This window comes from Zhongshania sp. (assembly GCF_041623545.1).
Taxonomy (GTDB): domain Bacteria; phylum Pseudomonadota; class Gammaproteobacteria; order Pseudomonadales; family Spongiibacteraceae; genus Spongiibacter.
On record NZ_JBFJWS010000188.1, the window covers coordinates 1 to 6,288 of the forward strand.

The following is a 6,288-nucleotide window of genomic DNA, read 5'->3' on the forward strand; positions in this document are numbered from 1 at the left end:
CTTCGCGCTATTGGCCGCCTCCGCGCTGACCAGGGCGTTTTCTAATTGCTGAGTGCGCAGACGCACGCGATCTTCCAAATTACGGTTCAAGCGCAGTACCTCGCGCTCAACCTCTTTAAATGAAGTCACATCGGAATGCACGCCGACCATGCGTACCACTTTACCGCTGCTGTCGCGCTGCGCACATGCTCGGCTAACCACATCGCAAATACCACCATCGCGACGACGTAAACGATGCTCGGTGCGAAATAACAGGTCTTTACCCCTAAAAAACGCTTCGAGTTCACGCTTCACCCGTGGTCGATCTTCCGGTAACACACAATCTTCAAACACCACTAGGCCGTTTAGCGGGTGGCCACCCAAAATACCCATCATCTCCAACCAGGACGCACTAAATAAAACTTCATTTGTGCTCAGATCCCAATCCCACAAGCCATCTCGAGATGCTGTCATCGCCATGTCAAAGCGACGCTGCACGCGCTGGTAACGCTGATACAAGGCGCGCCGCTCCCTTACATCACTAAAACACACCACAAGCACGTCACCGTCAAGGGTCGCAAAATCGCCAAAATGCAATTCAACCGGCAACTCTCGATCATCAGCACTCAAAAGCAAAAGCTCGCGCCCCTTCACCATCGTGCCTTTCAATTTAAGGTGATTTTGACTGTACAGTTGATATTGCTGACGGAAGCGCTTTGGCAAAATTTGCGCAACAGTGGCCCCCACATACCAATCTTCAGAGTGCCCTAGGAACTCAGTTACCGCCTTACTCGCCCCAATAATAGCGCCACTGCGATCGGTTAATAAAACCATACCCGGCAAACTGCTGATGAGGCGATTAAAATATTCCCGTGTATTTAGGAGTTGCTGATGCTCTCTTGCGAAGTACCTAGAGGTAATAATGCCGCAACACAAGGGGATGAACCCAAGGGAAATCATAAGAATAACGAGAAAAGACTGGGTATAATTTAAGCGTCGCGAACCCAAAGCCTGGCCGGCTAACTCAGTCATCCAATTTTTCTGATAAGCCCGCAAACTTTGCAAATCAGCAATTAAGGTTTTGGTATCCACTTCGGCGTTTAGGGGAATTAAATTAAACGCCGCCCCCTCTGCGTTATTATGACTATACGTACTTAGCTCAAAGTTTGCGTAGATCCCAAGCAGTCGCGAAAGATCAATTCTAGTGTCTTTTGGAAGCCCCATCATGCCTTCGCTGAGCAACAACTGACGGGCGGAGATTAATCGCGTGCGGATACTATCAGCAACAAACAAATCGCCAGCCGCTAAAGCATCCATAAACTCCGTAATGATAAGACCGCGGCTCGTCAGCGCGTCTAGGGCGAATAAGCCGTCTTCCTGGGAATGGATTCGCGCGACGACTGTCGTTGCGTTTTCAACCTTAGCCGAAGCATCGATGAGTTGAATGGCCTCGGTCACCGTGATGAGTACCATTAATGAAAATAGGCTTACAATAGCTATATTTAGGATGAGGCGATTCCGCTTTTCGCTATCCAATCCCTCCGTAGATTTCACCCAATCGCGCACAAATTTACCCCTAGCGTATTTAACTCTACAAGGATGCCCGCAAGCTGCGTCTGCCTCTATGCGTAATTTCCACTAAACCACGGTGTGCGGAACCGATGACACCTTTATTCAGCGTAGCCTACGCAGTGGGGAAGTACACAATATCGAGGCTTATTGAGCGGCCAAGTTAGCCTTAATAACCCAAGCCAATTATGGGTCCGCACGAGCCCGCGACGTTTGCCCGCAGAAATGCTATTATTCGCGCCGGGTTTACACTTGATTAGCCCATCAACAGCAATTGCGCCATTTCATCTCAGCTATATTTGGATTTATATGTTATTGATAATTAGAATTATTTTACTTGCCATCTTAAGTTTTTCCAGCCTTTGGGCACTTCAGCTCCTAGGACTAGACACCTTCAAAATTGTACCTGCAGCGGTTATTTGTGTTGCCATTGCGCTCGCCATGCTGCTATCGCCTTCCCTGCCTAGCTTAGCGGACAAATTCAAAAGTCAGCGCGAACGCGGCACGGTTAAATGGTTCAACGTTAGCAAAGGCTACGGGTTTATAACACGTGATGCTGGCGGCGATGTTTTTGTCCACTTTCGGTCAATTCGCGGCCAAGGCCGCGGTCGTCGCAGCTTAAACGAAGGGCAATTAGTCGAATTTGTCCTGAGCGAAGGCGACAAAGGCCCTCAAGCTGAAGAAGTTTCTGTTGTTAAATAAGCCTCTGCCAAAAACTTCGGGGCCAAGGCCCCGAAGTTTTTGGCACTTAAACCAAGCGGAAAGACCACTTAACAATCAATAATGGGGTGGCCTGTCTAATTCAGCTGCCGAAGTACTCCCCTCAGACACCATGCTTTGCTGGCGGATCTGGTCACTAAGCTGCGCAATTGCGCTACGCATGGCCTGCAATTCACGGTCTTGGGCAACCACTCGCTCATTCAAGGCTGCAAGCAAATCCTCCTGAAAGGCAAACTGACTTTGCAGCTCTATTAATTGGGCAGAAACATCGCTGACCATTGTCCACACTCCACTGATTGATTTTACGAGAAACACGCCAAAGCAGCGCGCAGCCATTATAATCAGCGCAGCGTGAAAAAGGAGAAAATCGTGCCAAGACTTGTATATTCCACGGATCAAGGTCGCCTCTGCCCTGATTGCCAGCAACCCAGTGGCGAATGCCAGTGTAAAACCCGCAGCGCATCAGCTATACAAGGCGATGGTATCGCCCGTATTCGTCGCGAAACCAAAGGCCGAAAAGGCAAAGGTGTAAGCATAGTCAATGGCGTGCAATTAGATGACTCCGCACTAAAAAACCTCGCTAAGGAGTTACGGCAAAAGCTCAGCACCGGTGGCGCCATTAAAGATGGCGAAATGGAGTTTCAGGGCGACCATCGCCAAGCCCTAAAAGCCCTGTTAGAAGCCAAGGGCTATACAGTCAAACTCTCAGGTGGCTAGTACTTAAAATCTAAGCTTGGATACCCAATTTACGGATTTTTTCGATCAAGGTCGTGCGGCGTAGGCCCAAGTGCTGAGCCGCCTTGCTTACCACACCGTCGTGCACCGCCAAAGCCTGCTCTATCCAAGCCTGCTCCAGCGCTTGTAACTGCGCTTTCATATCGAACCCTTCAACTGGCAACTCAGTGCCTAGATGGGCTTTCTGGCGGGCTCCCTGAGCCACGGGGGGCAGCGATTCCCGCCAAGCTTCCGACCCATATTGATAATTTTCAGGTAAATCCCCAAGCCCCACCACGCGATCTGGATACATAATAGCGAGACGCTCCAGCAAATTCGCCAGCTCACGAATATTACCTGGCCAGTGATGCTGGCGCAGTGCCTCTACAGCCGAACGTCCTAGCCGCAAGCGTCCTAAGCCATCTGCCTCCAATTGACGACTCAGTACTCGCACTAAGTCGGGGATATCTTCAGTCCGCGCGGCCAAGGGGGGCACCGATAAAGGAAATACATTCAGGCGATAATACAGATCTTCACGAAACTCGCCAGCGGCAATCATTGCCTCTAAGTTGCGATGGGTCGCAGCAATTATCCGCACATCCGCAACACGGGTTTTCTCAGAACCCACCCGCTGAAACTGCCGTTCTTGCAGCACGCGCAAGATTTTAACTTGCATATCCAAGGGCATGTCGCCAATTTCATCCAGAAACAAGGTGCCGCCCTCCGCAAGTTCAAAACGTCCCGCTCGACTGGAAATAGCGCCGGTAAACGCACCGCGTTCATGACCGAAGAGTTCGCTTTCTAATAGCTCGCGAGGAATAGCGCCACAATTAATCGGCACAAACGGCGCGTCACACCGGCGCGACTGATTGTGCAAGCTCCGTGCAACAAGCTCCTTTCCCGCACCGGAGGGACCAGTAATCAACACCGTTACCGTCTTATCCGCGACCTGCCGTGTTAAACGACGCAGCTCGCTAATCGCCACACTGCAGCCCACAACCTCGTCATTTAAAGCGGAATCGGCAAGCTGTTCCCGAGATACCAAGCGCCGCGATTTCAGACGATATAAAACTTCTAAAACATCGAGATAAAAACAGTCTTCGGACAAAATCAAACCGCCGTCACCTGCAGGCTCAAACGCACCCACCAAGGACGGAGTAACAGTAACCCGTGGCAAGTGACTCGCCTCCGGTTGTGACAACCACTTGTGCTGCTCCGTGCTTAAGTCTCCACAGAACACCCCATGCAATTCACGGGGATCAGCTGAGCGGTAATCGCTACTGATTTCTGACTCGCCAAGGGCGGACAACACCGCACACAGGCGTTGTTCCACATTTCGCGACGTGAGGATTAACAGCTTTAATTGGCTTTGCATCGAAAGGCCCGAAATAAGTCATTTTTTTGACTATACGCACAAATTTAATTAAGTTCATTTATTACCGTCAAATTTTCGACACGCTGTATTTATTCCGCTAAGTAGAGGTATTGCGATAGCCCTCACCATCCGGCACAATCTGCCACCTTTGCCGACAGCACAAAGGTCATGATCATGCCGGACTCCAATATCCCCGTTTACTATTTAAGTTGGGATGAGCTACACCGTGACACCCGCAACCTCGCGCGCAAGCTCACTGATCGACCATGGAAAGGTATTATCAGCATCGCGCGGGGCGGCCTAGTTCCCGGCGCTATATTAGCAAGAGAGCTGAATTTACGCGTCGTCGACACCCTGTGTATTGCCAGCTATGACCACGACCAGCAAGGCAAAATCAATATTCTTAAAACAGTCGACGGCGACGGTGATGGCTATTTGCTGGTCGATGACTTAGTGGACACTGGCGGTACCGCCAAAATTGCCAAAGAGCTTCTCCCTAAAGCGTGCTTTGTAACGATCTACGCAAAGCCGCAGGCCATGGCACTGACAGAGCACTATGTGCGGGAATTTGCGCAAGAGACTTGGATTCATTTCCCCTGGGACAGCGAGCCAAGCTATAGCGAACCGCTGGTAAAATAAGGCTTTTTTTGATTCTGACTGGCAATCACTATAGAATCTGCCGCGCGGTAACTACCCATGTAGATCGCACTTGATGTCCCCGTGGCACAGCTGGATAGCGCGGCCCCCTCCTAAGGGGCAGGTCACAGGTTCAAATCCTGTCGGGGACACCATTTCTGCACTATTTCATACAAACTAGCTCGTACCGGCAAACCCCATATCAGCCATACCGGTTCCTGCGAGTAAGCCTATTACTCCCCGCCACATTCTTGGGCGACTTTCTTGGGGAAAATAATTTCAACCGAGCTCCCCTCGCCGACCTTGCTAAATACATTCACCGTACCCTTTAACTGCTGGGTGACTAAGTTGTAGACAATATGCATTCCTAATCCGCTGCCACCGGAACCGCGACGGGTGGTAAAAAAGGGATCAAAAACCTTCTTAACAACTTCTGGCGGCATCCCTTTGCCATCGTCGCTGTAATGGATAAGGATTTTGTCCGGCTGCTCCTCAACCACAATCCGCAAATGGCCCTTTTCACCATCATCATACGCGTGCTGTACAGAGTTCATAACCAGATTGGTAATGATTTGAGACATTGCGCCAGGTACAGAGTTGATTGCCAAGTTGGGGTCGCAGTCTACCTCCACAGCGAGTTCGGTATTGCGCAGCTTTGGCTTTAAACTCAATAGCGTCTCGTCGATATAGCGTTTTAACTCAAACATGCGGTACTCACTGCTCGTTTGATCAACCGCAACTTGTTTAAAACTGTGAATGAGATCCGCCGCGCGCTGCAAATTCCCCAATATAATCTCGGTTGCCTGCATGCACGTCCCAAAATACCGTTTCAGTGCAGTGTTTGTTAATTCGCCTGTTTCATAAAGAACCGTTGTCGCCTTGGTGTCTTCGCGCAAAGTACTGGCAGCGGTAACGCCCACACCCACAGGAGTATTTATTTCGTGAGCAACTCCTGCCACTAAGCCACCCAGTGACGCCATTTTTTCATTGTTCACTAATTGGTCTTGGGTTTCTTTCAGACGTTTAAGTGCCTGCTCAAGCTCGACGTTAGCCTTATCTGCTTGTTCAATCCTGAGTTCGAGCTCCCCCCTTGTTGCCTCAAGAGCAAGATCGCGACTCTCAATTTGCGCCAACATATTATTAAAACCTGAAATCAGTTCACCAATTTCATCTTTTCCAGTTGGCACTGCGCGCTGTGAATAATCCCCGGCGAGGGATACTTTTTTAGTCGTTTCCAACAACGCCAATATCGGGTTGGAAATCAGTCGCTGTAAAAATAGGGACAATATTGAGGC

The 6,288-nt window shown here is 50.0% G+C and carries 7 protein-coding genes and 1 tRNA gene; 4 read left to right on the forward strand and 4 right to left on the reverse strand.

The features are described 5' to 3' along the window. The coding region (locus tag ABYT30_RS14000) for a PAS domain-containing protein (RefSeq protein WP_373097097.1) at positions 1-1,452 on the reverse strand (1,452 nt) is incomplete at its 3' end. Between the two features lie 537 nt (positions 1,453-1,989). On the opposite strand from ABYT30_RS14000, the gene ABYT30_RS14005 reads away from it, so the two are divergent. Continuing rightward, positions 1,990-2,250, forward strand: coding sequence for a cold-shock protein (locus tag ABYT30_RS14005; RefSeq protein ID WP_373078450.1), 261 nt, complete (start codon positions 1,990-1,992; stop codon positions 2,248-2,250). A gap of 75 nt (positions 2,251-2,325) precedes the next feature. Here ABYT30_RS14005 and ABYT30_RS14010 read toward each other — a convergent pair whose 3' ends face one another. Next, on the reverse strand, positions 2,326-2,547 hold the full coding sequence (locus tag ABYT30_RS14010; protein ID WP_373078361.1) for a SlyX family protein: 222 nt from the start codon (positions 2,545-2,547) through the stop codon (positions 2,326-2,328). A gap of 90 nt (positions 2,548-2,637) precedes the next feature. Here ABYT30_RS14010 and ABYT30_RS14015 point away from each other — a divergent pair, with 90 nt between their 5' ends. Further along, positions 2,638-2,985, forward strand: a complete 348-nt coding sequence (locus tag ABYT30_RS14015; protein ID WP_373078363.1) for a translation initiation factor Sui1 — start codon at positions 2,638-2,640, stop codon at positions 2,983-2,985. Between the two features lie 10 nt (positions 2,986-2,995). Here ABYT30_RS14015 and ABYT30_RS14020 read toward each other — a convergent pair whose 3' ends face one another. After that, positions 2,996-4,357, reverse strand: coding sequence for a sigma-54 interaction domain-containing protein (locus ABYT30_RS14020; RefSeq protein WP_373097098.1), 1,362 nt, complete (start codon positions 4,355-4,357; stop codon positions 2,996-2,998). Between the two features lie 174 nt (positions 4,358-4,531). Between ABYT30_RS14020 and gpt the strand changes: the two genes are divergently transcribed. Further along, complete coding sequence (gene gpt / locus ABYT30_RS14025; RefSeq protein ID WP_373078367.1) at positions 4,532-4,996, forward strand: xanthine phosphoribosyltransferase; 465 nt, start codon at positions 4,532-4,534, stop codon at positions 4,994-4,996. Between the two features lie 75 nt (positions 4,997-5,071). After that, positions 5,072-5,148: transfer RNA gene (locus ABYT30_RS14030), tRNA-Arg, on the forward strand. 78 nt (positions 5,149-5,226) lie between these two features. On the opposite strand, the gene ABYT30_RS14035 is transcribed toward ABYT30_RS14030, so the two are convergent. Next, on the reverse strand, positions 5,227-6,288 hold a 1,062-nt coding region (locus tag ABYT30_RS14035; RefSeq protein WP_373097100.1), incomplete at its 5' end, for an ATP-binding protein.

Coding starts and splice junctions, on each gene's coding strand:
- ABYT30_RS14005 (WP_373078450.1), top strand. CDS start 1,990: ATGCTGCTATCGCCTTCCCTGCCTAGCTTAGCGGACAAATTCAAAAGT.
- ABYT30_RS14010 (WP_373078361.1), bottom strand. CDS start 2,547: ATGGTCAGCGATGTTTCTGCCCAATTAATAGAGCTGCAAAGTCAGTTT.
- ABYT30_RS14020 (WP_373097098.1), bottom strand. CDS start 4,357: ATGCAAAGCCAATTAAAGCTGTTAATCCTCACGTCGCGAAATGTGGAA.
- gpt (WP_373078367.1), top strand. CDS start 4,532: ATGCCGGACTCCAATATCCCCGTTTACTATTTAAGTTGGGATGAGCTA.